This is a genomic window from Stenotrophomonas sp. Steno-C17 (assembly GCF_056393165.1).
In genome coordinates this window covers 1-25,215 of sequence record NZ_JBWJPD010000005.1, presented here as the reverse complement: position 1 = coordinate 25,215, position 25,215 = coordinate 1, and the positions used below count along the sequence as shown (strand labels likewise).

General features: G+C 68.4%; 18 protein-coding genes. 9 read left to right on the top strand and 9 right to left on the bottom strand.

Translation table 11 applies throughout. From position 1 onward, the window contains the following. Positions 1-46: 46 nt before the first annotated feature. Positions 47-2,194 (bottom strand): S46 family peptidase, encoded by a 2,148-nt coding sequence (locus tag AC06FA_RS06105; RefSeq protein ID WP_478067534.1) that lies wholly within the window; start codon positions 2,192-2,194, stop codon positions 47-49. 122 nt (positions 2,195-2,316) lie between these two features. Between AC06FA_RS06105 and AC06FA_RS06100 the strand changes: the two genes are divergently transcribed. Beyond that, positions 2,317-3,996, top strand: coding sequence for an Hsp70 family protein (locus AC06FA_RS06100; protein WP_478067533.1), 1,680 nt, complete (start codon positions 2,317-2,319; stop codon positions 3,994-3,996). Next, positions 3,993-5,369: a hypothetical protein gene (locus tag AC06FA_RS06095; protein ID WP_478067532.1), complete on the top strand. Its 1,377-nt coding sequence runs from the start codon at positions 3,993-3,995 to the stop codon at positions 5,367-5,369. Before AC06FA_RS06100 ends, AC06FA_RS06095 begins: the two co-directional genes overlap by 4 nt. Before the next feature lie 55 nt (positions 5,370-5,424). Here AC06FA_RS06095 and AC06FA_RS06090 read toward each other — a convergent pair whose 3' ends face one another. The 4 genes from AC06FA_RS06090 to glyQ all read right to left on the bottom strand — a co-directional run bounded on the left by AC06FA_RS06090 (position 5,425) and on the right by glyQ (position 14,326). Continuing rightward, a complete protein-coding gene (locus AC06FA_RS06090; RefSeq protein WP_478067531.1) occupies positions 5,425-9,294 on the bottom strand; it encodes a translocation/assembly module TamB domain-containing protein in 3,870 nt (1,289 codons plus the stop codon). Then, a complete protein-coding gene (locus AC06FA_RS06085; RefSeq protein WP_478067530.1) occupies positions 9,291-11,087 on the bottom strand; it encodes an autotransporter assembly complex protein TamA in 1,797 nt (598 codons plus the stop codon). The genes AC06FA_RS06090 and AC06FA_RS06085 overlap by 4 nt, the downstream gene beginning before the upstream one ends. 180 nt (positions 11,088-11,267) lie before the next feature. Continuing rightward, complete coding sequence (gene glyS, locus AC06FA_RS06080) at positions 11,268-13,343, bottom strand: glycine--tRNA ligase subunit beta (protein WP_478067529.1); 2,076 nt, start codon at positions 13,341-13,343, stop codon at positions 11,268-11,270. Positions 13,344-13,414: 71 nt separating this feature from the next. Further along, positions 13,415-14,326 carry a glycine--tRNA ligase subunit alpha gene (gene glyQ, locus AC06FA_RS06075; protein WP_079224358.1) on the bottom strand — a complete coding sequence of 304 codons (912 nt, stop codon included), beginning with the start codon at positions 14,324-14,326 and terminating at the stop codon, positions 13,415-13,417. A gap of 83 nt (positions 14,327-14,409) precedes the next feature. On the opposite strand from glyQ, the gene AC06FA_RS06070 reads away from it, so the two are divergent. From AC06FA_RS06070 to AC06FA_RS06060, 3 genes are read left to right on the top strand one after another with little or no spacing between them, the layout of a single operon-like run. Then, complete coding sequence (locus tag AC06FA_RS06070; RefSeq protein WP_478067527.1) at positions 14,410-16,245, top strand: GspE/PulE family protein; 1,836 nt, start codon at positions 14,410-14,412, stop codon at positions 16,243-16,245. Next, on the top strand, positions 16,217-16,963 hold the full coding sequence (locus AC06FA_RS06065; protein WP_478067525.1) for a glutamine amidotransferase: 747 nt from the start codon (positions 16,217-16,219) through the stop codon (positions 16,961-16,963). Before AC06FA_RS06070 ends, AC06FA_RS06065 begins: the two co-directional genes overlap by 29 nt. Before the next feature lie 50 nt (positions 16,964-17,013). Further along, a complete protein-coding gene (locus AC06FA_RS06060) occupies positions 17,014-17,925 on the top strand; it encodes a BPSS1780 family membrane protein (protein ID WP_478067524.1) in 912 nt (303 codons plus the stop codon). Positions 17,926-18,030: 105 nt separating this feature from the next. Here AC06FA_RS06060 and tatC read toward each other — a convergent pair whose 3' ends face one another. The 4 genes from tatC to AC06FA_RS06040 form a co-directional block, all read right to left on the bottom strand. Beyond that, positions 18,031-18,780, bottom strand: coding sequence for a twin-arginine translocase subunit TatC (gene tatC, locus AC06FA_RS06055; RefSeq protein WP_108751383.1), 750 nt, complete (start codon positions 18,778-18,780; stop codon positions 18,031-18,033). Next, entirely contained in the window at positions 18,777-19,211 is a 435-nt protein-coding gene (gene tatB, locus AC06FA_RS06050; RefSeq protein ID WP_478067523.1) for a Sec-independent protein translocase protein TatB, read from the bottom strand. The genes tatC and tatB overlap by 4 nt, the downstream gene beginning before the upstream one ends. A gap of 15 nt (positions 19,212-19,226) precedes the next feature. After that, entirely contained in the window at positions 19,227-19,454 is a 228-nt protein-coding gene (gene tatA, locus AC06FA_RS06045; RefSeq protein ID WP_108751385.1) for a Sec-independent protein translocase subunit TatA, read from the bottom strand. 74 nt (positions 19,455-19,528) lie between these two features. Further along, entirely contained in the window at positions 19,529-20,419 is an 891-nt protein-coding gene (locus AC06FA_RS06040; RefSeq protein ID WP_478067522.1) for a lipid-binding SYLF domain-containing protein, read from the bottom strand. A gap of 162 nt (positions 20,420-20,581) precedes the next feature. Between AC06FA_RS06040 and hemH the strand changes: the two genes are divergently transcribed. From hemH to AC06FA_RS06020, 4 genes are all read left to right on the top strand, one after another. Further along, positions 20,582-21,544, top strand: coding sequence for a ferrochelatase (gene hemH / locus AC06FA_RS06035; RefSeq protein WP_478067521.1), 963 nt, complete (start codon positions 20,582-20,584; stop codon positions 21,542-21,544). After that, on the top strand, positions 21,541-22,395 hold the full coding sequence (locus AC06FA_RS06030; protein WP_478067520.1) for an alpha/beta fold hydrolase: 855 nt from the start codon (positions 21,541-21,543) through the stop codon (positions 22,393-22,395). The genes hemH and AC06FA_RS06030 overlap by 4 nt, the downstream gene beginning before the upstream one ends. A 127-nt stretch (positions 22,396-22,522) precedes the next feature. After that, positions 22,523-22,672, top strand: coding sequence for a hypothetical protein (locus tag AC06FA_RS06025; protein ID WP_478067519.1), 150 nt, complete (start codon positions 22,523-22,525; stop codon positions 22,670-22,672). A 14-nt stretch (positions 22,673-22,686) separates the two neighbouring features. Further along, the gene (locus AC06FA_RS06020; protein WP_478067518.1) at positions 22,687-24,789 is read left to right on the top strand and encodes a methyl-accepting chemotaxis protein; all 2,103 of its coding nucleotides are present in this window, start codon (positions 22,687-22,689) and stop codon (positions 24,787-24,789) included. The last annotated feature ends 426 nt before the right edge of the window (positions 24,790-25,215 follow it).

Genomic DNA, 25,215 nt, shown 5'->3' with positions numbered 1-25,215 from the left:
CGGTGGGCACCCACCCGGAGGGGTGGGCACCTGCCAGGTACCGACGTTATTCCGCCGGAACACCCATTTCCTCCAGCAGCGCCGGTGCCGGGTAGACCTTGGCCAGCAGCCAGCGCAGGTAGCGCATGTCCACGTGCACGGCGCGCTTGTAGCGCGGGTCGAACCACCAGCTGGCGCTGACCGATTCCCAGTTGCTGTCGAAGTTCAAGCCGATCAGTTCGCCCTTGGCATTGAGCACCGGCGAACCGGAGTTGCCACCGGTGGTGTCCAGGTTGGTCAGGAAGTTGACCGTCTGGGTCTTCAGCGCCGGGTCGGCGGTGCTGCCGAAGTCGCCCTTGGCGATGGCCGCCAGCAGCGGCTTGGGCGCGTCGAACGGATAGGCGTTGGTGTTCTTTTCGACGATGCCGGCCACGGTGGTCACCGGCGAATAGGTCACGCCATCACGCGGGTGCAGTGCCTCGACCTTGCCGTAGCTGATGCGCAGGGTGCGGTTGGCATCGGGGTACACGGCGCGGCCCTGCTTGGCCCGCCAGGCGAACAGCGCCTGCATGTAGGCCGGGCGCAGGCGCAGCTGCTCGCCCTCGCGGGTCTTGCTTTCGTTCTCGATGCGCAGCTGCGCGGCCACCAGCGGACCGGCCACCGCAATCAGCGGATCGGCGGCCAGGGCCTTGCCTTCGCGGGCGGCGGCAAAGCGGCTCAGGCGCTGCGCCTCGTCACCCAGCTGGGTGCCGGCGTACAGCGTGTCCAGCGCCTTGGCCAACTGCGCCGGGGTACGGCCGAAGGCGGCATCGAACTCGGCCACGCGCTGCGCGTCCGGCAACTGCTGGTAGCGGGTCAGCAGGCTGGTCAGCAGGGCCTTCTCCACCTCCGGTGCGTAGCGGCGCTGCACCTGCTTCAGCACGCCTTCGATCATCGCCTGGTCGCGCTGCTGGAAGCCGGTCTCGCGCTGTGCATCGGGCTTGGCCGATTCAATGCGCAGGCGCTCCAGCAGCAGGGCCGAACGCAGCAGCTGGCTCTGTGCAGCCATCTGGTCCAGCAGCAGGTCGCGTTCGCCCACGGCTGCACCCTGCGACAGGTTGCCCAGCAGTGCCTTGATGTCCCCCTGGTAGCGGCGGTCGGTGGCGGCCAGCATGGCCGTCTCGTCGGCGGCGCGCTGGGCCTTGGCATCGCTGCGCAGCAGGCCTTCCAGTTCGCCGGCGGCGCGCTTGCGGTTGTTCTTCAGCGACTGCAGCTGCGAGGCGTAGCGGGTACGCGCCTGCGCATCCTTGGCGGTGGCCGCTTCGATCGTGTCGATCATCTGCTGGAACACCGACACCCGGCGCGGCAGCACCGTGTCGATCTGCCCGGCGAATTCGGCGGCCGTGCGGTGGCGGTAGGTGATGCCCGGGTAACCGGCCAGCATCGCGTAGTCGCCTTCCTTCGGCCCTTCCACCGACATCTGCAGGTGCGCCGGCGCCTGGTACGGCACGTTGTCCTTGCTGTACGGGGCCGGCTTGCCGTCCTTGCCCACGTAGGCGCGCAGCAGGGTGAAATCGCCGGTGTGGCGCGGCCACATGAAGTTGTCGATCTCGTCGCCGTAGTTGCCGATCGCGCGCGGCGGTGCGTACACCAGGCGCATGTCGCTCAGTTCCAGCTGCGCGATGCGGTAGAAATCGGTGCCGTAGTACATGTTGGCTACCGAGCAGCGCACGTTGCCGGTCTTCTCGCACTCGGCCACGATCTGCTTGCTGGCCGCGTCCACCGCGTCGAAGTACGCGCGGCCGGTCTTGCCACGGGCCTGGGCCAGCACCTGGTCGGTCACCTTGTCGAAGCCCACGGTCACCAGCACGCGGAAATCCGGGTTGGCCGGGCGCTCGTCGGCGCGGCCCTGGGCGATGAAGCCGTTGTCGATCAGGTTGTGCTCCGGCGAGCTGTTGTACTGGATCACCCCCATCGCCACGTGGTGGTTGGTCAGCAGCAGGCCATCAGCCGAGACGAACGAACCGGTGCCGCCGCCGGCACGCACCACAGCGCTCAACGGCGGCGCGGTCACGTTGGCCAGGTCGGCCGGGTTGCCCTTGAAGCCGGCGTCCTGCAGCGGCTTGGCCAGATCGGGCAGCTGGGTCGGCATCCACATGCCTTCATCGGCGTGGGCACCGGCGGCCAGGGTCAGGCCCAGGGCCAGGGCAGCGGGAAGGGATTTGCGGGCAGACATCGGCACTCCGGCAATACAGAACAGCCGGGGACCATAGCCGCTGGGGCAGGCCGGGGCAACGGCCGATGGTAAGGGAGCGCGGCCGCTGGCTAGAATCAGGTTCGGATACCAGGGAGGGGCCGATGATTGCAGCAATCGATCTGGGTACCACGCATTCGCTGATCGGCGTGCATCGCGCCGATGGCCCGACGCTGTTCAGCAATGCCCACAGTGAGCTGCTGACACCCTCGGTGGTCAGCCTTGATGGCGACCGCGTGCTGGTCGGCAGACCGGCCCGCGACCGTCTGGTGACCCACCCGGGGCTGACCGTGGCCGGCTTCAAGCGGCTGATGGGCACGGACCGCGAAATCCGCCTGGGCCACCGCGGCTTCCGCCCGGAAGAACTGTCGGCGCTGGTGCTGCGCTCGTTGCTGGCCGATGCAGAGGCCGCCCTCGGCACGCGCATCGAAGAAGCGGTGATCAGCGTGCCGGCGTACTTTTCCGACGCCCAGCGCAAGGCCACGCGCGTGGCCGGTGAACTGGCCGGCATCCGGGTGGAGCGGCTGGTCAACGAGCCCACCGCCGCCGCCCTGGCCTACAGCGTGCAGGACCGGCAGGCGGAAGGGCGCGTGCTGGTGCTGGACCTCGGCGGCGGCACCTTCGACGTCTCCCTGCTGGAGCTGTTCGACGGGGTGGTCCAGGTTCACGCCAGTGCCGGTGATAACGTCCTCGGCGGCGAAGACTTCCTGGACGTGCTGGTCACCGCGTTCTGCAGCCACCACCGCATCGACCTGCGCTACCTCGCCCCGCGCGAAGCGGCCACCCTGCGCCAGCGCCTGGAAGGGCTCAAGCGTGACCTCGGCCAGCACGGCACCGCGCAGCTGCAGATCCTGCTGGACGGGCGCGAGCTGCAGTGGCAGATCGACGAAGCCACCTTCGCTGGCCTGGCCGAACCGCTGCTGCAGCGCATGCGTGCGCCGATTGAACGGGCGATGCGCGACGCACGACTGTCGCCATCGGACCTGGATGACATCGTGCTGGTGGGCGGCGCCATGCGCATGCCGATGGCTACCCGGCTGGTGACCCGGCTGTTCGGCCGCCTGCCCTTGCGCCATATCCCGGCAGACCAGGCGGTCGCGCTGGGGGCAGCAGTCGCCGCCGGCATGAAGGCCCGCGATGAAGTGCTGGAGGAACGGGTCCTGACCGATGTCTGCCCGTACACACTGGGCATCAAGGTCGGCATTGCGACCCGGCACAGTCTGCAGCACGGCCACTTCCATCCGATCATTCCACGCAACGCGGCCGTACCGACCAGCCGCGAGGCGCCTGTGCTGGCAGCCGAGGACGGGCAGCCGGACCTGCACATCGAGATCTACCAGGGCGAGAGCCCGATGGCCGAGAACAACATCAAGCTGGGCGAGATCGTGCTGCCGCTGGCACCCGGCCGCAGGAACACCGGCGCGCGGGTGCGCTTCACCTATGACGTAAATGGACTGCTGCAGGTGGAAGCCACCGAAGTCGCCACCGGCTTGCGCATGGAAAAGGTGATTGAACAGAACCCGGGGCTGCTGGATCCCGCGCAGATCGCTCAGCGCCTGGCCAGCCTGCAGGCGCTGAAGATCCACCCACGCGAGCAGCAGCAGAACCTGGCCGTACTGACCCGGGCCGAGCGCCTGTACGAGCAGCACCTCGGCCTGCGCCCGGCCCTGCAGGCGTTGATCGTGCAGTTCCGTGCCACCCTGGACAGCCAGGACCCGGCACTGATCGAACCCGTGCGGCAACGCTTCCACACGGCCATGGACGCGCTGGAGAGCACACCATGAACATCCTTGAACACCTGCTGCAGATTGCCGGCAGCGGCGACGAACGTGCGCTCAAGCAGGCCTATGCGCAGGCGCTGAAGCAGAACCGGCCCGACCAGGACCCGGTGGCATTCCAGCAGCTGCAGGACGCGTATGCGCAGGCGCTGGGCCACTGCCGCGCCGTCGCGGCGGGCACGACAGCCGCGGCGGCCACCCTCGCGCCGCCGCAGGATCTGCTGCACGACGTCAGCCCGGTGGCTTCGCAGCCCATCAACGCGGCGCCGGCGGATCTGCAGCGGCGCTGCGCGGAAGTGCTGGACCGCGCCAGGGCCACCGATCCGCAGCCCTTTGCGGTCTACGTGCAGGAGCTGCGCAGCCACTGGTCACTGGACGAGCGCGACGCGCTGGCCGCGCTGGTGCTGCAGGCCCTGCGCGGACGGCGTGCGCCCATGAACCTGTCCGAGGTGGCGACGCTGTACCAGGCGTTCGGCTGGGACGAAGTGGGCTGCGGACTGGCGCCGCGTGAACTGCGTGAACTGGCCCGGCATGCGTGGCAGGACTGGCTGCAGCTGCCGGCGCAGGCCGGCGCGCTGGCCGAGCAGATCGAGGCACAGGGCGGGCGCTGGACCAGCCACGACGAGGCCGCCGCGCGTCTGCAGCAGCTGCGCGAACCGCGCCCGCACCTGCGCAACCTGCTGTCCGCGCTGCCGCTGCGCGCGCCGCGCCAGGCCGCGGCATTGATGGACGTGCTGGGCTGCCAACCCGGCCACGCGCTGCCGCCCGGCATCGACCCGGGGCAGGCCCGGTTCTGGGCCGGTGCGATCAGCGATGCGCACGTCATCTCGGCGCAGCTGGCGTTGCTGCGCGCGTTGCTGGCAAGCCTGGTGCTGCCATTGCTTGCCCTGCTGGTGCTGCTCACCACCCGTTTCGCCGCCGATCTGCTGCCCGCCCTGTCGCCGGGGCAACGCATCGCGCTGGTGATGGGCGCGGCTGCACTGGCCCCGCTGCTCGGCACCCTGTTCGCCATCGGGGTGCGTTACCTGTTTGTCTGGCAGAGCGCGCCCGAAACGTCGCACCGGTCGCATTCCCGCGTGCGCTGGCTGGCCCTGCCGATCGCCTGCGCGGCCCTGGCCGCTGCGGGGATCGCCGTGTATCTCTGGATGCCCTCGCTTGCGCTGTGGCTGCTGCCGCTGTGCTGGCTGCTGGCGTGGACGGTGCTGGTCGCCGCCTGGGTGCGCTTGCGGGTGCGCCGCGGCCAGCCTGTCGGCATGCCCGGGCCGGTGTCCGCGCTGGTCCTGCTGTCCGTGCTCAGCGTGGTGCCGGCGCTGCTGGGCGCCCTGCTGCTATGGAGCATGGATCTGTTCCGCCACCGCCGGCTGCTGCGCGGCACGTGATGAAACCGCGGGGTCAGATCCCTTTCATTGAAAGGGATCTGACCCCGGCGCGGCGCTACTTCTCCCGGCGCCAGTTCAGCGAGCCACGGTTTTCCACCGTGCTCGACTCCACTTCCACGTCGAAGCCGCGGCTGAGCAGGTATTTCAGCGTCAGCACCGAGCCGCTGCCGACCATCGACACCCCGTAGCCCACGTACAGCTTGGGCGAGATGTACTTGCCAAAACCAATCACCGAACCGCCCAGCGCGCGCGACTGGCTGACCCCCGCATCATCCAGGCCCAGCTTGGCGCCCAGCTGCGAGGCCAACAGGCCGCTGCCGGCCGACAGCGCGGCCGAAGCGGCGGTGACCTGCTGGGTCTGGTCGCTGCTGGCATTGGTCAGGCTGCGGCCCAGCACCAGATAGGCCAGTGCTTCGGACTGCGACATGGCCGGATCGGACCAGACATCGGCGCGTGGCTGCTGCGCACGACCGGTGACGTCGATGCCCGCAGTAACGTCGCCAATGCGGCGCTCGGCGCGGATGTTGATGCGCGGGTCCGACACCGCGTTGTAGTTCCAGTTGAGGTTGCCGCGGGTGATGGTCAGGTCCTGGCCATAGGCCTTGTAGCGGCCACTGACTTCCAGGCCGCCATTGGCGGTCATCTCGCGGCCCGGTCGCGCCCACACCTGCATCTTGCCGGTCAGCGCGCCCTTCAGGCCGAAGCCAGTCATCTTCACCTTGTCGCCCAGACTGACCGTCAGGTCCATGTCCAGCGGCGAGGTGCGCGATTCCTCCGGGTCGGCCGGGTCCAGCACCACCACGTCTTCGGACACCGACGTGCCGCGGTCCAGGCGTTCCAGGTCGATGTCGGCCTCGGGCACGTGCACCGTGCCACGCAGTTCCATCGCGGCCTTGGCCAGGGTGAAATCGAGGTTCGGGTTGGCAATGATGCGCAGTTCGCTGGTGTTGGACACCAGCACGTTCTCGCCATGGATCTTCAGCTGCAGCGGCTGCGCATCGCCGAACCAGGACAGACCGCCGTCCACGTACAGCGTGCCCTGCCCCGAATTGGCCTGCGCGGTGATCTTGGCCGAGCCATCGGGCTGGGCGATGAAGCTGCCCTTGCCCTGGTCGAGGGTCAGGCCCAGCGCCGGGAATTCACCCTTGAAGTTGCTCAGCTGCGCATCGCCGCCCAGCGACGGCTGGCCACGCGTGCCGCGCAGGCTCACGTGGCCTTCGATCAGGCCGGTGGGGCGCACGATGTCCGGCGAGAACAGCTCCAGCCAGTACAGCCGCGACATGTTCAGGTACAGCTCGCCGTTCAACGGCGCGCTGGCCTCCCAGCCGGTCTGGAATTTCGCATCGACGAAGCCGTTGCCCTGGAAGCCCAGGCCCAGGTAGCCCTTGATGCTGGCCGGGGTCATGTCCAGCTTCACCGAGAACTGGTCGTAGCGCGCCAGTTCACCGCGGTTGGCATTGGCACCGGTGCCGGTGTTGCGGTTCTCGCCCAGGCGCACGCCGCCTTCCGGCGAACGCACTTCCACGTGGCCCTCCCAGGCGTTGCCGCGCGGGCGGATCTGCGCATCCAGGGTCAGTTCGCCACGCAGGTAGATGCGGCGCCCGGACTGCGGCGGCAGCCACGGCTGCACCAGCGACAGCGGCAAGGCATCACCACGCACCACCAGCCCTTCGCGCGGCCAGTTGGCCTGCGCGCACAGGGCGCCGCCGGTGGCCGCCGCCAGGCAGGTATCGGCCAGCGTGTAGGTGCCGCCGTTCACCGCGAAGGCGGCCGGTGCACGCAACGCCCAGGCATCGCCCTTCACCGGCGCGATGCGCAGGGTGGACAGTTCACCGCGCCATTGCTCGCCCTGCTGGCGCACGCTGCCCTGCAGGTCGATCGCGCCCAGTTCGTTGTGGGTCTGCGCGCTCAGGCGCAGGTTGGACACGCTGCCCTGCGCGTCGATGGCCAGGCGTTCCAGCAGCATGCCGGCATTGACCTGCTGGCCCTGGATCGACAGCCGCCCGGCGTCGCCGCGCCACGGCAGGTTGCCCTGGATGCTCAGGCTCTGCGCGCCGTAGCCGTCCCAGTCGATGTTGTTGCCCACCAGGTCGGCACGGATGTCCGGCGCATCGCGCGGGCCGGTCACCTGCACCTGGCCGCGCAGGCCGCCGTCGGCGCCGGGTAGCAGATCGCTCAGCTGCAGCGGCTCGAAGCGCGCATCGATATCCAGGCGGTCACCCACCTTGCCCTTGGCGGTGACCCGGCTGCTGCCGATCGCCAGCGCCAGTTCACCCTGGCCCTGCTCACCCTGCAGCGCGAACTTGCCCTTCGCATCCACGTTGCGTTGGCGCAGCATGCCCTTCAGCGCAGGCAGATCGACGGTGGCTTCCAGCGTGGGTGCCGTGCCGACCGCAGCGCTGGCCGGCGGCGGAATCTGGCGCCCCTTCGAGGCCAGGTTGCCCGACAGGCGACCGTCCCAGCCCGGCAGGAAGTAGCCCGGGTCGAAGTCCTTCAGGCTGGCCTTGGCATCCCAGTCCAGCTGTGGCGCCCAGGCCACCTGGCCTTCCACCTGCAACTGGCCACCGGGGGTCTGCGCCACCAGTTCGCGGATCGACGCGGACTGGTCGTTGCCGCGTACATCGAAGCGCAGGTCGGCACGCTTCTGCTCGCGCTCAACCTGCGCGCGGCCGATCGCCGCCCACGCCTTCAATGTACCGGCCAGGCCGAAGCGCGCTTCCTGCAGGGTGACCGGCACCGGCGCACTGCCGGCGGTGTTCGGGTCAGCCTCGGGCACCCAGGTCAGGTTCCTGGCGATCACCGAGAAATTCAGGGTCTGCTGGTCCGGGTTGCTGAAATCGGCGGTGCCCTGCAGGCGCGCTTCGCCGCCGAACGCCTTCAGCACCAGCGGCGAGACCTTCAGCACCTGGTTTTCCAGCGATACCACCGACGGTGCCAGCTCCAGTTCCTGCACGCCCTGCTTCAGCTTTCCGTGCAGGTTGGCGTGGCCACCCTTGCCCGTGGCGGTGAAATCCAGCGACAGCGGTGCGATGGCCGATGCGGCCAGCGCCGGCGACAGCAGCGCCAGATCCAGCTCATCGCTGCGCACGCTGGCGCTCCAGGTCGGATCGGTACGGCCGTCGAATACCAGCATGGCGCGCAGCGGCTTCGGCGCGCGACCGGCCACGCCCACTTCCATGTGCGCCAGGTTGCCGCGTGCGACCAGGCCCAGGGTGGCGGCGGTGCGACCGCGCGGGGCCGGCAGCACGGCGGTCACGGTCACGTCGGTGTCGTAATCCTTGGCCGGAATGTAGCGCCCCTGGGCAGTGAAATCGCCCATGTCACTGTCCACCACCAGTTGCCGGGCCTGGAACTCGCCATTGGCGATCTCGATGCCGCCGCGCACGCGGGCGATGTCGATCAGCGGCTCGTTGGCCTGGGTGATGCGGAAGCCGTCGATGGCGATCACGTCGGCCTGGATGGCCAGCGGCATCTCGATCTGCGGCAGCGAGTCGGGCCACGACGGCAGCTCGAACGGCTCATCGCTCTTGGCCAGGTTCAAGGTCGCGTTGGTCAGCTCCAGCCGGTCCAGCAGCAGCTTGCGGCCCAGCAACGGGCGCAGGTCCGGTTCCAGGTGCGCACGCTCGGCGTGGAAATGGATGTCGTCGTAGCGGAAATCGACGTTGTACAGGGTCAGTGGGCCGGCGACGGGGCCGTCCACCTTGTCCCAGGTGAAACTGGCGCCCACCGGCAACCGTGCCACCACCTGTGCCAGCAGCACGTCGCGGCCGGCCACGGTCTGCAGCAGCCAGTAGACCGCCAGCAGGGCCAGCAGCACCAGGCCCAGCACGCCCACCCCCGACCACGCCCAGAAACGGCGGCGACGGTAGAAACGCACGCGCGGCGGCGGATTGCCCGCAGGCGGATTCGGCGTGGGCGCGCTCACAGGTCCGCTCCGATGTTCAGATACAGCTGGAACTGCGAATCCGGATTGTTCAGACCGTGCGCGATATCCACGCGCACCGGGCCCACCGGCGATTTCCAGCGCACGCCGAAGCCGACGCCGGTGTGCAGGTCAATGGTGTTGTCGAACGCGCTGCCGGTGTCGACAAAGACCGCCGCACCCCACGGGCCGCCGTTGAAATAGTGCTCGTACTCGGCCGAGCCGATCACCAGGTTCTTCGCACCCAGGGCGTACTTGTCCGGCGCCGGCGTGCGCGGGCCCACTTCGCGGAAGGCATAACCGCGGATGCTGCGGTCGCCACCGGCGAAGAAGCGCAGGCTGGGCGGCATGGCCACCAGGTCGCTGGTCCAGGTCGTGCCGCCTTCGCCGCGCAGGATCAGGCGGTTGCTCTCACCGATCGGGATGTACCAGCGCAGCAGCAGGTTGGCCTGCACGAAACTGGTATCCGAGCCGGCGCCCTCCACGCCGCCGCGCAGGGTGGCACTGCCACTCAGGCCGCTGCGCGGGAACAGCTCGTCGTCCACGTTCACGTAGTCGGCCACCAGCTGCGGGTAGACCAGCGTGGAGGTGTTGTACACCGCATCGGTGAACTCGGTGCCCGACGCATAGCGCCAGCGCTCGCGCAGCGCGTTGATCGAGGCGATGGCGGTCCAGTGCTCGTTGATCTCGCCGCTGCGGCTGGCGATCAGCTTGAAGTTGCGCAGATCGATGTAGTCGGTCTGTTCGTCATAGGCACTGGCGGTCAGCCCGTACCAGCCATCCAGCCACTTGAAGGCCGGAATGCGGTAGGTGCTGATCAGGCTCTTGCGCTTCTGCGCATAGTCCAGCTGGGTGTTCATCTTGTGGCCGCGGCTGTTCAGGAACCGCCGCTCCACGCCGCCGCGCACACCGGCGCCACTCTCACTGCCGTAGCTCACACCCGCGGTGTAGATGGTGCGCTTGGCGCGCGTCAGCTTCACATCGATCGGCACTTCGCCGTTGTCGTCGGCCTGGTCCGGCCGCGGCTGGATGTCGATCACGCTGAAGTAGTCCAGCTTGGTCAGCGATTCACGCAGGCGGTCCAGCTTGCCCTCGTGGAAATAGCTGCCCTGTTCCCAGTACACCAGCGGGTCGAACAGCTTGTCGACGAAGTAATCCTGCTCGAAGCGCACCGGGCCCATGTTGTAGCGGCGGCCGCTGTCCCAGGTCAGGTCGATGTCGGCGGCGTTCTCGGCCCGGGTAATCTGCACCTGGCGCTGGGTGTAGTCGGCATCGAAGTAGCCGCGCTCGGCCAGGCGCCGGGTCACGGTGATCTTGCTGGCTTCGTACTGGGTATGTTCGAAGCGCTGGCCCTTGCGCGGCTTGAACGCGGCCAGGTCATCCTGCAGGTACTGGTCGTAGGTGGCCGGGCCGGTGATGTCGATGTGCTCGCGGCGCACAGTGACCGGCGGCCCCTTTTCCACATGGATCACCACCCGCAGGTGTTCGTCCTGGCGTGGCGCCTCCACCGTGATCACCGGGTTGTAGTAACCAAAGGGTTCCAGCGCCTGGCGGGTCTGCCGCTCGGCCTGCGACAGCAGGTATTCCAGGCGCGATTCGCCCTGTTCCTTGCCGATGGTTTCGTAGAGCGAGAGCGAGACCTCGATGTTCTCGATCATCTCGGCGTCGTCGCCCTTGTCCAATCCCTTGATTTCCACCTTGTCGATGGTGCCGCGCGCGTGGGCGGACGAGGCCACGGCGAAGGACAGGAGCACCAGGGGCAGGGCGTAGTTCTTTGGCTGCATGCGGCACAGCATACCGACCGCGCGTGACGATGCGAAATGCAGCGCGCGAATCGGGATCGGTTGTTAAGTGGCAGTCAAAATGCGCAGCTTTGTGCGCGGTATCTGGCCGAAAACGACAACGCCGGGCATGGCCCGGCGCTGCCTATCCATCATCCCCGGTAGATCCACGCCCTGCGTGGATGGGGGGCCCCGTCAACTCGACAGATGCTCGATCGCCGCCACCTTGCCCAGGCGCTCACCCAGCATCGTCAGCAGCGCCAGGCGGTTGCCCCGCAGTGCCGGGTCTTCGGCATTGACCATCACGCCATCGAAGAAGGCATCCACCTGCGGGCGCAGGCGGGCCAGGCGCGCCAGCACGGCCACGTAATCCTTGTGGTGCAGGCTGGCGCCGGTATCGTCGATGGCCGCGGTCACCGCCTCGGCCAGCGCGCGCTCGGCGTCTTCCTGCAGCAGCGATGCATCGATCTGGCCCGGGATGTCGCCTTCGGCCTTGCGGAGGATGTTGCGGATGCGCTTGTTGGCCGCGGCCAGAGCTTCGGCCTCCGGCAACGCGGCAAACGTGCCGATTGCGTCAAGACGGCGATCGAAGTCGTACAGCGAAGCCGGCTTCAGTTCGGCCACCGCATTGAAGTGGGTGGCCGGCACGCCCTTGTCGCTGTAGTAGCCCTTCAGGCGGTCCAGGATGAAGTCGTACAGCTCGCCCACCTCGGCCTGCACGCCGCGCGCGGCCAGGCCGGCATTGGCGCTGGCCAGCAGCGCGCGCAGGTCCAGTTCGAAGCCGCTTTCAATGATGGTACGGGCCAGGCCCAGCGCGTTGCGGCGCAGGGCGAACGGGTCCTTGTTGCCGGTCGGCTTCAGGCCCGCGGCGAAACCACCGGCCAGCGTATCCACGCGCTCGGCAATGGCCAGCACCTTGCCCAGCGGCGACAACGCGATGTCATCGCCACCGAAGCGCGGCTGGTAGGCCTCGTCGATGGCCAGCGCCACCTCCGGCGATTGCCCACCGGCCACCGCGTAGTGGCGGCCGGCGATGCCCTGCAGCTCGGGGAACTCGTTGACCATGCGCGACTGCAGATCGTTCTTGGCCAGCTGCGCGGCACGCTTGGCCAGCAGCGGATCGGCACCGACCTGCGATGCGATCACCTCGGCCAGCGCGGAAACGCGCGCCACCTTGTCGGCCACGCTGCCCAGCTTGGCCTGGTAGGTCACCGTCTTCAGGCCCTCGCCCATCGCGTCCAGGCCCTGCTTCAGGTCTTCATCGAAGAAGAACTTGGCATCGGCGAAACGCGGGCGGATCACGCGCTCGTAGCCCTTGGCCACTTCGGCCACGTCCTTCGATTCGATGTTGGCGATGCCGATGAACTTCTCGGTCAGCCTGCCGCTGTCATCCAGCACCGGGAAGAACTTCTGGTTGATCTCCATGGTCTCGATCAGCGCTTCCTGCGGTACGGCCAGGAACGCGCGCTCGAAGCTGCACAGCACCGCCGCCGGCCACTCGACCAGGTTCACCACCTGCTCCAGGTTGTCCTCGGTGATGCGCGCACTGCCGCCAGCGGTACCCGCTGCGGCCTCGACCTCGGCCACGATGCGCTCGCGGCGCTCGGCCGGGTCGACCAGCACCTTGGCCGCGCGCAGCGATTCCACGTAGTCCTGCGGCTGGCTCAGCCACACGGTCTTGTCGTGGTGGAAGCGATGGCCGCGGCTCATGCGATCGGCCTTCAGGCCGAACAGCTCGGCGTCGACCACGTCAGCACCGTGCAGCAGCACCAGCCAGTGCACCGGGCGGGCGAAGCCCCAGTCGTGGTCGCCCCAGCGCATCGGCTTGGGAATGGGCATGGCGGCAATCGCCTCGCGCAGGATCTCCGGCAGCAGCGCAGCGGTGCGTGCGCCCGGGCTCACGGCGCGGTGCACGAAGCGCTCGCCCTTGTTGTCGCTGGTCTTTTCCAGCGCGGTCCAGTCGATCCCGGCCTTGGCCGCGAAACCCTGCAGGGCCTTGGTCGGCTGGCCTTCGGCATCCAGCGCGATGTTCAGGTACGGGCCCAGCACTTCACTGCGCTGTTCCGGCTGTTCCAGGCCCACGCCGGGCAGCAGCACGGCCAGGCGGCGCGGGGTGGACAGCGGGCGGGCATCGCCCAGTTCCAGTTCGACACCGCGCTTGCGCAGGCCATCGACAACACCGTCGAAGAAGGCCTGGGCCAAGCCCGGCAGCGCCTTCACGGGCAGCTCTTCGGTGCCCAGTTCGATCAGCAGGGGGGACAGTTGGCTCATCGTTTCAATCCTGTGGTGGGGGCGCAGCGCGCAACGCGACCGGCGCCCGGAAGGGGTGGAAAGCGCGGCCCTCAGGCCTTCTTCGCGCCAGGGAAGCCCAGCTTCTCGCGCTGCTCGTAGTACGCCTTGGCCACCGCCTGGGCCAGCGCGCGCACGCGCAGGATGTAGCGCTGGCGTTCGGTCACGCTGATCGCACGGCGCGCATCCAGCAGGTTGAAGGTGTGGCTGGCCTTCATCACCTGCTCGTAGGCCGGCAGCGGCAGGTTCACTTCCACCAGCTTCTGCGCCTCGCGCTCACACGCATCGAAGCGGTGGAACATCTCTTCCACGTCGGCGTGTTCGAAGTTGTAGGTGCTCTGCTCCACCTCGTTCTGGTGGTAGACGTCGCCGTAGGTCACCGGCTGGCCGTCCGGGCCGTAGGTCCAGACCAGGTCGTAGACGTTGTCGCAGTTCTGCAGGTACATGCACAGGCGCTCGAGACCGTAGGTGATCTCGCCCAGCACCGGGCGGCACTCCAGGCCACCGGCCTGCTGGAAGTAGGTGAACTGGGTCACTTCCATGCCGTTGAGCCAGACTTCCCAGCCCAGGCCCCAGGCCCCCAGGGTCGGCGATTCCCAGTTGTCTTCCACGAAGCGCAGGTCGTGCACCAGCGGGTCGATGCCCAGTGCCTTCAGCGAATCCAGGTACAGCTGCTGGATGTTGTCCGGCGCCGGCTTCATCGCTACCTGGTACTGGTAGTAGCGCTGCAGGCGGTTGGGGTTTTCGCCGTAGCGGCCGTCGGTCGGGCGGCGCGAAGGCTGCACGTACGCCGCGTTCCAGCCTTCCGGGCCGATCGCACGCAGGAAGGTGGCCGGGTGGAACGTACCGGCGCCCACCTCCAGGTCGAGCGGCTGGATGAGCACGCAGCCCTGCTGGGCCCAGAACTGGTTCAGGGTCTGGATCAGGCCCTGGAAGGTGATCGGAACGGTCGGGGTCGCGGACATGCGGACGATTCTTGGCCGGCAAAGGGGTGCGCTAGTATAGCGGCCGACCTGCGGGGCATTCCGTACCCGGGAGGAGCAGGCAGATGGATCACCGGCTGCCGGTGGGGATGTCCGGCGATCCGGGCGCGGTGCCGCTGCCCCCGGGGCGACTGCAGTTCGAGCAGGTGGCCGCCGCGCTGCTGGCCGATGGCAGGGTCGCCACAGCCGACCGCGAGCGCGTGCGCTTTTCCGCGCAGGGCGCGCGCAATGCCAGCGAAGTGCATCCACTGGTGCTGCTGTCCAACCTGAAGCTGGCCGCCAGCGACGGCGGTGAGCTGAGCCTGGAACGGTTGACCGAATGGCTGGCCCAGCGCACCGGCTGCCGCTACCTGCGCATCGATCCGACCCGGGTCGACGTGGCCAGCGTCACCGCGGTGGCCTCCCACGCCTATGCGCGCCGCCACCGCTTCCTGCCACTGGCGGTGGACAGCGAACGCGTGCTGGTGGCCACCAGCGAACCGCTGGCGCAGGAATGGCGCCGCGACCTGCAGCACCTGACCCGGCGCCAGATCGAACTGGCCGTGGTCAACCCGCTGGACCTGCACCGTTACACCATGGAGTTCTTCGGCGTCACCCGCTCGGTGCGCGGCGCCCGGGGCGACGTGCGCGGCGAAGCCAACGCCACCCTGCCCAGCTTCGAACAGCTGGTGGAACTGGGTCGCACCGGCGACGTCAACGCCGACGACCAGCACATCGTGCACATCGTCGACTGGCTGCTGCAGTACGCCTACGAACAGCGTGCCTCGGACATCCACCTGGAACCGCGCCGCGACATGGGGCGCATGCGTTTCCGCATCGACGGCGTGCTGCACAAGGTGTTCGAGGTGCCACCGGCAGTGATGACCGCCGTGGTCAGCCGCATCAAGGTGCTGGGGCGCATGGACCTGGCCGAGCGCCGGCGGCCGCAGGATGGCCGCATCAAGACCCGCTCGCCGGGCGGGCGCGAAGTGGAAATGCGCCTGTCCACCATGCCCACCGCGTTCGGCGAGAAGTGCGTGATGCGCATCTTCGACCCGGATGCCGCCTTCAAGAGCATCGACCAGCTCGGCTTCAGCCCGCAGGAAGCGGCCGGCTGGAACGCCCTGGTCGAGCGCCCGCACGGCATCGTGCTGGTCACCGGCCCCACCGGCTCGGGCAAGACCACCACCCTGTATTCCACCCTGAAGCGGCTGGCCACGCCGGACGTGAACGTGTGCACGGTGGAAGACCCGATCGAGATGATCGCCGCCGAGTTCAACCAGATGCAGGTGCAGACCAACATCGACCTGGATTTCGCCGCCGGCGTGCGCACCCTGCTGCGGCAGGACCCGGACATCATCATGATCGGCGAGATCCGCGACCTGGAAACCGCACAGATGGCGGTGCAGGCCTCGCTCACCGGCCACCTGGTGCTGTCCACCCTGCATACCAACGATGCGCCCTCGGCCATCACCCGCCTGCTGGATATCGGCGTGCCGCATTACCTGCTGGCGTCCACCGTGAACGGCATCCTGGCCCAGCGCCTGGTGCGCACCCTGTGCCCGCACTGCAAGCAGCCGCACACGCTGGGACCGGCCGATTGGGCGGTGCTGGCTGATAGCTATGCGGCATATCCAGATGCCGCCACGCCCTGTCGGCCGGTCGGTTGCCTGGAGTGCCGGCGCACCGGTTTCCTCGGCCGCATCGGGCTGTATGAGTTGCTGCCATTGGGTTCGCGGCTGCGCGGGCTGATCCGCGCGGACATCGATCTGGCCGGTTTCAGCCGGGCCGCGCGTGCTGAAGGATTGCGAACCCTGCGCCAGGCCGGGCTTGAAAAGGTGGCGCAGGGGCTGACTACAATCGAGGAAGTCCTGTCAGTGCTGCCGCCCCCGGATGAATCCAGCCCCCTTCCTGATCCTTGAAACCGGCCGCCCGGTGCCGACCCTGCGCCGTTACGGGCGCTTTCCGCACTGGATCCGGGTGGCGGCCGGCCTGGAAGAACGGCAGACCGTGGTGGTCGACGTCGAACACGGTGCCGCCCTGCCCGATCCGCGTGCGTTCGCCGGCGTGCTGGTCAGCGGTTCGGCCGCCTACGTGACCGACCGTGCCGACTGGAGCGAACGCAGCGCGGCCTGGCTGCGCGCGGCGGTGCACGACGGCGTACCGGTGTTCGGCATCTGCTATGGCCACCAGTTGCTGGCCCACGCGCTGGGCGGTGAAGTGGCCTACAACCCGGCCGGGCGCGAGTCGGGCACGATCGAGCTGGAACTGGACCCGGCCGCGGCCGAAGATCCGTTGTTCAGCGGGCTGCCGCAGCATTTCGCGGCCCACGCCACCCACCTGCAGACCGTGCTGCGTGCGCCGGAAGGCGCGGCGGTGCTGGCCCGCTCGCCGCTGGACGGCTGCCACGCGTTCCGCTGGGGCCGGCAGGCCTGGGGGGTGCAGTTCCACCCCGAATTCGCCACCCACCACATGCGCGGCTACGTGCGCGCCCGCGCCGACTGCATCGGTCGCCACGGCGGCTGCGCCCGCAGCGTGGAACGGGCGGTCAGCGCGGCACCGCTGGCCCGGCAGCTGCTGCGCCGTTTCGTGCGCCAGGCCCGGCTGTCTTCAGCCCAGCCGGTGGCAAAACAGGGATAATCGGCGGCACGGGCCCCGGCCCGGCCCCCTACTGTCCATCCCGGATGTCCATGAAAGAGATTCGCAAGCTGCCGGCTTCGGCGGGCGCCCAGTGGTTGCTGGATACGTTCTCCCTGTACCGGCGTGCGCCGCTGCAGCTGGCCCGGATCGGCCTGACCTGGATGCTGGTGAGCTGGGTGGTCACCCTGCTGTCCACGCTCATTCCCGGTGCGGGCGGGCTGGCAGTGCAGCTGATGACCCTGGCCATTTCGCCGATCATGTTCGGCGGCATGCTGTATGCCGTGGGCGAGATCGACGAAGGCCGCCCCGGCCTGGCCACCCACCTGCTGCAGCCGATCCGCGACCACCGCGTCAGCCACCTGCTGTTGCCGCTGGTGATCCAGGTGCTGGCGGTGCTGATGCTGGGCGTGCTGCTGTACCTGATGATCGGCCGCGAAGGCTTTGCCGCCTTCAACGAGGTCATGAAGCGGATGGAAGAAATCGGCCAGAGCGGGCAGCAGATCAGCCCCGACGATGCCGCCGCACTGGTGGCCAACCTGCCGGCCAAGCGCATCGCGCTGTGGATGCTGCTGGTGTTCGTCACCGCCATCGCGCTCACCCTGGCCATGTTCACCCAGCCGGCGCTGGTGGTGTTCGACAAGCAGAGTGGCATGCACGCGCTGCGCCTGAGCCTGCAGGGCTGTGTCGAGAACCTGGGGGCGATGGTGGTGTTCGCGCTGCTGAGCGTGATCGCGCTGTTCTGCGGCTACATCGCGTTCGTCATCGTCATCCAGCTGGCCATGCTGATCGGCGGCCCGCTGGCGGCCGCATTCATTGCCCAGCTGGTGCTGACCACCGTGCTCATGCCGCTGTACGTGGGCGCGGTCTACGCGGCCTGGAAGCAGATGTTCGTGCACCGCGGCAGCCGCGCAGCGCCGCCGATTCCGGCCACGCCGCCGTCCAGCGACATCTTCCACGCCTGACCTGCCGGGGTAGATCCACGCCTGACCTGCACCGCAGTAGATCCACGCCATGCGTGGATGAAGCGGATCAATGAAGAACGCCGGGCAATGCCCGGCGTTCCCGCATCAGGCGGCGGGTTTCTTCGCCACTGAAGACGGCACCAGCCAGCGCGCGGCGTGGATGCCCAGCTCGTAGAGCAGGCACATTGGAATGGCCAGCATCAGCTGTGAGACCACGTCCGGCGGGGTCAGCACGGCGGCCACCACGAAGATGCCGACAATCGCGTAACCGCGGCCTTCCTTGAACTGCTGCGGCGTCACCCAGCCCAGCAGCACCAGGATCACCATGGCCACCGGCAGTTCGAAACTGCCGCCGAAGGCGAAGAAGATCGCCAGCACGAAGTCCAGATAGGCGTTCGCATCGGGCGTGAGTGCGATCACTTCCGGACTGAAGGTGGTCAGGAAGTGGAACACCGCCGGCAGCACCAGGAAGTAGGCGAACGCGCAGCCGGTGTAGAACAGCAGCACCGACGACACCAGCAGCGGTACGGCCAGGCGCTTTTCGCGGGCATACAGGCCCGGCGCCACGAACGCCCACAGCTGGTACAGCAGCCACGGCACGGCCACGAACAGGGCCACGAAGAAGGTCAGCTTCAACGGCGCGAAGAACGCACCGGCCGGATTGGTGGCGATCATCGTCTGCCCGTTCGGCAGCTGCGACACCAACGGATGCGCCAGTGCGGTGTACAGCTTCTGGGTGAACGGCAACAGGCCCAGCAGCACCACGCCCAGGCCCAGCAGCGCACGCACCAGGCGCGCACGCAGTTCCACCAGGTGTTCGACCAGCGAGCTCTCGCCGAAGTCCTGATCGCTCATGGCTGGCGCTCCGGCGGTGTGGCCGGCGTAGCGGGGGAATCCGCTTCGGAGGTGATATCGGGGGATGCGCTGGGCGCATCGACCAGATGCGGCGGTGTCTGCGCCGCCGCAGGCGTCGGCGCCCGCACTTCGTCGGCCAGCGCGTCACCGTGCTGCTGCGCCTGGGTCGCCTCGCGGCGCACCGCCTCACCACTGGCGCGCAGCTGGCTCTCGGTATCCTGCATGCTCTGTCGCACGTCCTGCATCTGCCGCTTGATCTCCTCGGCGTGCAGTTCGCGCTCCAGCTCCTGCTTCACCGAATCCCACTGATTGCGCGCACGGCGCACCCACAGGCCGGCGAAACGGGCCGCCTTGGGCAGGCGCTCGGGACCGAGCACCACCAGGGCGACCACGGCAATCACCAGCAGTTCGCTGAAGCCGATATCAAACACCGTGACCGCTCCGGATCAACGCGGGGTGCGGTCGTGCTCGTCCTGCGCGGTGCGCGAGGCATCCTGGCTGCGCGATTCGTCGCCCAGCTGCGCGGCGGGCTTGTCCTCGTCACGCATGCCCTTCTTGAATTCCTTCACCGCCGAGCCGAGGTCCTTGGCGCCGCTGGTCAGGCGCTTGGTGCCGAACACCAGCAGTACGATGGCCAGTACGACCAACCAATGCCAGATGCTGAAACTGCCCATAAGTCGCTCGTTACGTTAGTGATCAGGCTGTCGAGCATAGCGCACCGGCCGTAAGCCGGCGCGCGTGACGAAAGTCAGTTGCCGCCCAGCGTCTCGGTGCGGATTTCACCGTCGCCCACCGGCTGGAAGCCCTGCTGCTGCGGTGGCGGGTTCTGCGGCACGTTCTGCAGCGGCGCGGTGGTCGCTTCGGCCGGCGGCGCCTGAACAGGCACCGTCGGGTTGCTCGACGGCGGCGGCGGTGCACTGGCGGTGGCAGTGGCGCCACTGCCATTGCGGTTGTTGCGGGCGGCGTAGGTGGCCTCTTCCAGACGGTCACGGAAGGCCACCACGTCCATCGACGGCGCGCCCACGGCACGGCCTTCGAAGATCATGCGCGGGGTGGTGTTGCTGCCGTAGGCGTCCAGGTTGGCCGCATCGTCGATCTGCAGCACCGCGCCATCCAGGGCCACGCCAGCGAACAGGCCGCGGGCACGCGACCACGACCAGATTTCCGCCTTCAGCTGGCCGTCGGTGGCGGCGGCGGCATTGCGGCCCACCGGGCCCGCGGCCACGCCGGCATCGGCGCCCAGGGTGAACTTGCCGTTGACCAGATTGTCCAGGCTGCGGTCATTGCGGAACACCAGCACCACGTCCGACGACTGCACGCCGGCCTGGAAGCCGATGCTGCCGCCGGTCAGCTTGATGAACACCGGGTTCGACCAGGCCCCGTTCGGCATGCGCACCGACATCAGGCCATGGCCGCGACGGCCACCGATGACCAGACCGGCCTTGATCGTGTCGGGAATGACGATGACCGCGCGGCCTTCGTCCAGTAGTTTGTCCGGAATTCCCTGTTCGGGAATTTCCTGGATTTCAGCCAGCACACGCACCGCGTTGCGGGCGCGCTGGTCTTCCTGCGGTCCGGCCATGGCCTGGCTGGAAAGCAGGCTGGCGGCGATCAGCAGGGCTTGGATCGGGCGACGCATGGCAGGCTCCAGAAGTCAGTCCATAGGAAGATATAGCAAGTAACTGAAATTAGTAGTGTTGCGATGAATCGCCAATGAGCGCGCGCGGTGATTGTCAGTGGCGATGGGCACCATGCGCAGAAGCGATGCCGGCAGCACATCGGATCGGCGACAATGGTCAGCATGCTCGACGCACCCGATACCGCCGTGCTGGCGGTCAACCTAGGCACGCCCGAGACGCCGACGGCTCCCGCCGTTCGCCGTTACCTGGCTGAATTCCTCTCCGACCCCCGCGTGGTCTCGATTCCAGCGCTGCTGTGGCAGCCGCTGCTGCGCGGGCTGATCCTGCCGCTGCGCAGCAGCCGTTCGGCCGCCAAGTATGCGCAGGTATGGCTGCCCGACGGCTCGCCGTTGATGGTGCACACCCGCCAGCTGGCGCAGGCCATGCAGACGGAACTGCCGCAGCTGCGGGTGCGCCACGCCATGCGCTACGGGCAACCGGCACTGGCCGGCGAACTGGACCGCTTGGTCAGCGAGGGCGTGCGCCGCATCGCGGTGCTGCCGCTGTACCCGCAGTACTCGACCACCACCACCGCCTCGGTGGAAGACCGTGTTGCCGACTGGCAGCGCCGCAACCCCGGCGTCCACATCAGCCTGGTGCAGGACTACGCCACCGATCCGCAGTGGGTGGCGGCCGTGGCGGCATCGATCCGCCGCTACTGGGACACGCACGGCCGCGCACAAACGCTGATGTTTTCCTTCCATGGCATTCCGCAGCGGCTGGCCGATGCCGGCGACCCGTATCCCCAGCGCTGCGAAGCCAGCGCTGCCGCCATTGCCGCCGCGTTGGGCCTGGGCCAGGACGAGTGGCAGATGGGCTACCAGTCGCGCTTCGGCCGCGAACGCTGGCTGCAGCCCTACGCCGAGCCGCGCCTGTGGGAGCTGGCCGAAGCCGGGGTGAAGAAGATCGACGTGGTCTGCCCGGGCTTTGCCACCGATTGCCTGGAAACACTGGAAGAGGTCGCCATGGGTTTCACCGAGACCCTGGCCGAGCGCGGCGCGCAGATGCGCTACATCCCCTGCCTGAACGCCGACACCGAGCACGCTCGTGCCCTGGCGCGACTGGCCACGGCGGCGCTGGCATGAGCCTGCAACCGTTCGAACTGAATGTTGCCGGCGCACGCGTGGCGGGCCTGCGCCAGGCCGGTCCCGGCCCGCGCGTGCTGGCCCTGCATGGTTGGCTGGACAATGCCGCCAGTTTCATCCCGCTGGCGCCCCATCTGCCACAGCTGGACCTGGTGGCCATCGATCTGCCGGGGCACGGCCACAGTGCGCATCTGCCGCCGGGCGCGCCCTACACCACGCCTGCCGCCATCACCCATGTGCTCGACGTTGCCGACGCGCTGGGCTGGGATCGCTTCAGCCTGATCGGCCACTCCATGGGCGCCGGCATCGCCAGCCTCACCGCCGCCGTCAGTGATCGCGTGCAGCAGCTGGTTGCCATCGAGGCGCTGGGTGGCCTGCGCGGGCCAGAAGAAGAGACCGCCGAGCGCCTGCGCGATCATGTGCAGGCCAGCCGCGGGTTGGCGCGCAAGCAACTGCGGGTTTTCGCCGACCTGGCCGCGCCCGTGCGCGCACGGATGATGGCCAACCAGCTCAGCGAAGGGTGCGCGCGCCTGCTGGTTGAGCGCGGCGTGGAAGCCGTGGAAGGCGGCTACCGCTGGTGCAGCGATCCACGGTTGATGCTGCCCACCGCCATCCGTCTCAGCGAAGGACAGATCGACAACCTGCTGCAGGCCATTGCCTGCCCCACCCAGGTGATCTACGCCACGCCGGCCCAGTCCTACTATCCCGAACCCATGCGCAGCGAGCGCCTGCAGCACCTGCGCGACGGGCGCCTGGCCGTGTTCGCCGGCAACCACCACCTGCACATGGAGCACCCGGCGCAGATCGCCGCGGTCATCACCGCGTTCTTTGAAGAGCGCAACGCCGGCTGACCCGATGCGTGCCGCCGCGCTTCACTGCGCGTAGCGGCGGCCGATAGAACAGTTGCGGGCCCTTTCGCCCGCACTCCGCCAGCCCGCCCGGGCCGGCGGCCTGTCTGGGTTCTGCAAGGAAGCACGCATGTCTGCATTGCTGCACCGTCATCCACAGGATGTGGCCACGGTGTTCCTGTCTGCCGGCGCCCTGTGCGGCGCCCCCTCCCCCATCGTCCACCCTGCCGTGGTCACGCCCGCACGCGTGCCGCGCCGCAGGGCCGTTGCTGTTCGTTGAACCAGGAGTTTCCGATGTCTGCCGTACCCCCACCCTCACGCGGTCGCAAGCGCGAACGTCTCCCATACCTGCAGGAACTGGCGCACCGCGCCGATCGGCGGCTGACCCTGGTGAGCGCCGCGCTGGCGGTAGCCGGGGCCGCCGCCACGTGGACGGCGTCGCCGACGCTGGCAGCCATCATCGCCGCGGCCGGCGTGCCCGCCGTCGTGCTGGGCCTGCGTTGGGCCGGGCAGGCGCCCGCGCGCAACGGCTTGGCCGTGCTGCTGTCCGTGCAGATCGGGCTGCTGTGTTCGATCCTCGGCGTGGCGGTCGGGCTGCCGCAGTGCGTCCTGCTGGCCTGCCTGGTCGCCTATCGCAACCGCGTGCCAGTGTGGCTGGCCGGCAGCATCGGTACGCTCTTCGCACTGGCGCCAGCGCTGCAGGGCAGTGGCTGGGCAGCTTCGCTGCTGCAGGCCGCCCTGGTCGCTGCCATCACCGTGCTCATCGGCGAGGCCGCCCAGCGCCTGCGCCAACAGACCGAAGCGCTCGGTCATGGTCCACGCCGCCTGGCGGCACTGGCGCGTGACATCGCTACCGGCGCCGATCTGAGTGCACATGCCAATGCCCAGGACTACCTGCCCGGTACGTTGGCACACGCCCTGGCCGATACCGCGCGCCACGTGCAGGCGCAGCGCAGCCGCGACACAGCCCTGCACGCTGAGAATGCCCAGATCCGCCAGGCGCTGGACGCCTCGCGCACGTCGATGATGATCGCCGACAACGATCACGTGATCCGCTATGTGAACCGCTCGGTGGTGGCGCTGCTGCGCAACCAGCAGGCCACGCTGCGCGAAGCCTTCCCGGATTTCGATGCCGAACGCCTGGTCGGCACCAGCATCCATCGCTTCCATGCCAACCCCGACCGCATCCGCGCCATCCTCAATGGCCTGCAGGCAACGCACAACGGCAAGGTCCGGATCGGACCGGTGCACTTCGCCCAGGTGGTCACCCCGGTGTTCGATGCACAGGGCCAGCGTCTGGGCTTCGCGGTGGAATGGCACGACCGCACCCACGAGCTGCTGCTGGAGAATGCGGTGGCCGACATCGTCACCGCCGCCGCCGCGGGCGATCTCGACCAGCGTCTGCGCCCCGCCGAGGGCGCCAGCTTCCTGGATGGCCTGACCGGTGGCATCAACCAACTGCTGGCCACCGTTGGCAGCACCGTCGACGACGTGCGGCGGATGCTGGCGGCGCTGGCGCAGGGCGATCTGGACCAGCGCATGCACGGTGACTACCAGGGCGCCTTCGCCGCGATCGCGCGCGACGCCAATGCCACCGCCGCGCAGCTGTCGTCCATGGTGGGCCACATCCAGCAGTGCGCGACCGCCATCAGCACCGCCGCCAGCGAGATCGCCGCCGGCAACGGCGCGTTGTCAGAGCGCAGTGAGCGCCAGGCCGCGCACCTGCAGGAAACCGCCGCCTCCATGGAAGAACTGACCGCCACCGTGCGGCGGAACGCCAGCCACGCCCATCAGGCCAGCGATCTCGCGTCGTCGACCCAGGGCGTGGCCAGCGAAGGCGACCGCGCCATGCAGCGCGTGGTCGACACCATGCAGGCCATCGAAGCCGCGTCGCGGCGGATCGGCGACATCACCGGCGTCATTGATGGCATCGCGTTCCAGACCAACATCCTGGCCTTGAATGCGGCCGTCGAAGCCGCCCGTGCCGGTGAGCAGGGGCGTGGCTTCGCCGTGGTCGCCAGTGAGGTCCGCGTGCTGGCCCAGCGCTCGGCCTCGGCCGCCCATGAGATCAAGGGATTGATCGATGAAGCCGGGCGCCAGGTGAGCGAGGGCGCGCATCTGGTCGCCGACGCCGGTCGACGCATGCAGGGCATTGTCAGCGGTGTGCAGGATGTCAGCGCGCTGATGCAGGAGATCTCCGGCGCATCGCAGGAGCAGTCCAGCGGCATCGAGCAGATCAACCAGACGGTGGTACAGATGGACCAGGCCACGCAGCAGAACGCCGCACTGGTGGAAGAAGCCACCGCCGCAGCCCGCGAACTGCAGGCCCAGGCCGGCGCGTTGACCGCCGCCGTAGCGGTGTTCCACCGCGATCGCGAACCGGCGTTGATCGACTGAGGAAAGACAGGGGGCGCGCCCCGCGCGCCCCCTGGTAGGTGCCAACCTTGGTTGGCACTGCTTTCCATCCACGCATGGCGTGGATCTACCGGGGTCAGCTCTGGTAGGTGCCAACCGTGGTTGGCACTGCTCTCCGTCCACGCATGGCGTGGATCTACCGGGGCCAGCTCTGGCAGGTGCCAACCTTGGTTGGCACTGCTTTCCATCCACGCATGGCGTGGATCTACCGGGGTCAGCTCTGGTAGGTGCCAACCTTGGTTGGCACTGCTTTCCGTCCACGCATGGCGTGGATCTACCGGGGTCAGCTCTGGTAGGTGCCAACCTTGGTTGGCACTGCTTTCCGTCCACGCATGGCGTGAATCTACCGGGCTCCCGCTTTCGCGCAAAGAAAAAACCCCGCTGCATGTGCAGCGGGGTTTTTGGGTG

Coding starts and splice junctions, on each gene's coding strand:
- AC06FA_RS06105 (WP_478067534.1), bottom strand. CDS start 2,194: ATGTCTGCCCGCAAATCCCTTCCCGCTGCCCTGGCCCTGGGCCTGACC.
- AC06FA_RS06100 (WP_478067533.1), top strand. CDS start 2,317: ATGATTGCAGCAATCGATCTGGGTACCACGCATTCGCTGATCGGCGTG.
- AC06FA_RS06095 (WP_478067532.1), top strand. CDS start 3,993: ATGAACATCCTTGAACACCTGCTGCAGATTGCCGGCAGCGGCGACGAA.
- AC06FA_RS06085 (WP_478067530.1), bottom strand. CDS start 11,087: ATGCTGTGCCGCATGCAGCCAAAGAACTACGCCCTGCCCCTGGTGCTC.
- glyS (WP_478067529.1), bottom strand. CDS start 13,343: ATGAGCCAACTGTCCCCCCTGCTGATCGAACTGGGCACCGAAGAGCTG.
- glyQ (WP_079224358.1), bottom strand. CDS start 14,326: ATGTCCGCGACCCCGACCGTTCCGATCACCTTCCAGGGCCTGATCCAG.
- AC06FA_RS06070 (WP_478067527.1), top strand. CDS start 14,410: ATGGATCACCGGCTGCCGGTGGGGATGTCCGGCGATCCGGGCGCGGTG.
- AC06FA_RS06065 (WP_478067525.1), top strand. CDS start 16,217: ATGAATCCAGCCCCCTTCCTGATCCTTGAAACCGGCCGCCCGGTGCCG.
- AC06FA_RS06060 (WP_478067524.1), top strand. CDS start 17,014: ATGAAAGAGATTCGCAAGCTGCCGGCTTCGGCGGGCGCCCAGTGGTTG.
- tatC (WP_108751383.1), bottom strand. CDS start 18,780: ATGAGCGATCAGGACTTCGGCGAGAGCTCGCTGGTCGAACACCTGGTG.
- tatA (WP_108751385.1), bottom strand. CDS start 19,454: ATGGGCAGTTTCAGCATCTGGCATTGGTTGGTCGTACTGGCCATCGTA.
- AC06FA_RS06040 (WP_478067522.1), bottom strand. CDS start 20,419: ATGCGTCGCCCGATCCAAGCCCTGCTGATCGCCGCCAGCCTGCTTTCC.
- hemH (WP_478067521.1), top strand. CDS start 20,582: ATGCTCGACGCACCCGATACCGCCGTGCTGGCGGTCAACCTAGGCACG.
- AC06FA_RS06030 (WP_478067520.1), top strand. CDS start 21,541: ATGAGCCTGCAACCGTTCGAACTGAATGTTGCCGGCGCACGCGTGGCG.
- AC06FA_RS06025 (WP_478067519.1), top strand. CDS start 22,523: ATGTCTGCATTGCTGCACCGTCATCCACAGGATGTGGCCACGGTGTTC.
- AC06FA_RS06020 (WP_478067518.1), top strand. CDS start 22,687: ATGTCTGCCGTACCCCCACCCTCACGCGGTCGCAAGCGCGAACGTCTC.